The 339-nt window shown below is 43.1% G+C and carries 1 protein-coding gene; it reads right to left on the bottom strand.

Annotated elements, in window-relative coordinates; genetic code table 11:
• The coding region (locus tag FLA105534_RS00150; RefSeq protein ID WP_173964033.1) for an Ig-like domain-containing protein at positions 1-339 on the bottom strand (339 nt) is incomplete at both ends.

Below are 339 nucleotides of genomic sequence, written 5' to 3'. Positions count from 1 at the left end.
TACACTAATGGTTACCGCCAATCTTACTGCGCTCTCACAAGTCGTAGTAGGATCTTTGATTACCGCATAATAAGTACCGCTGGTTAAAGCTGTAGTAGATGGAATCACTGTTCCACCGGTTAAAGCTGTGTACCAAAAGATGTTGGCTTCGTTAAACTGAACACTTGCAAATGTTGGTGCATTTACCAAACAGAAGTTTTGTGTGCCGGCTGTTACCAAAGTTGGTGTACCAGGATCGGTTACACTGATGGTTACCGCCAATCTTACTGCGCTTTCACAAGTCGTAGTTGGATCTTTGATTACAGCATAATAAGTACCGCTGGTTAAAGCCGTAGTAGA

The sequence above is a fragment of the Flavobacterium collinsii genome, from assembly GCF_902804485.1.
Taxonomy (GTDB): Bacteria; Bacteroidota; Bacteroidia; order Flavobacteriales; family Flavobacteriaceae; genus Flavobacterium; species Flavobacterium collinsii.
Note: the sequence above shows the minus strand (reverse complement) of the source record. Positions and strands in the feature narration are given on the sequence as shown.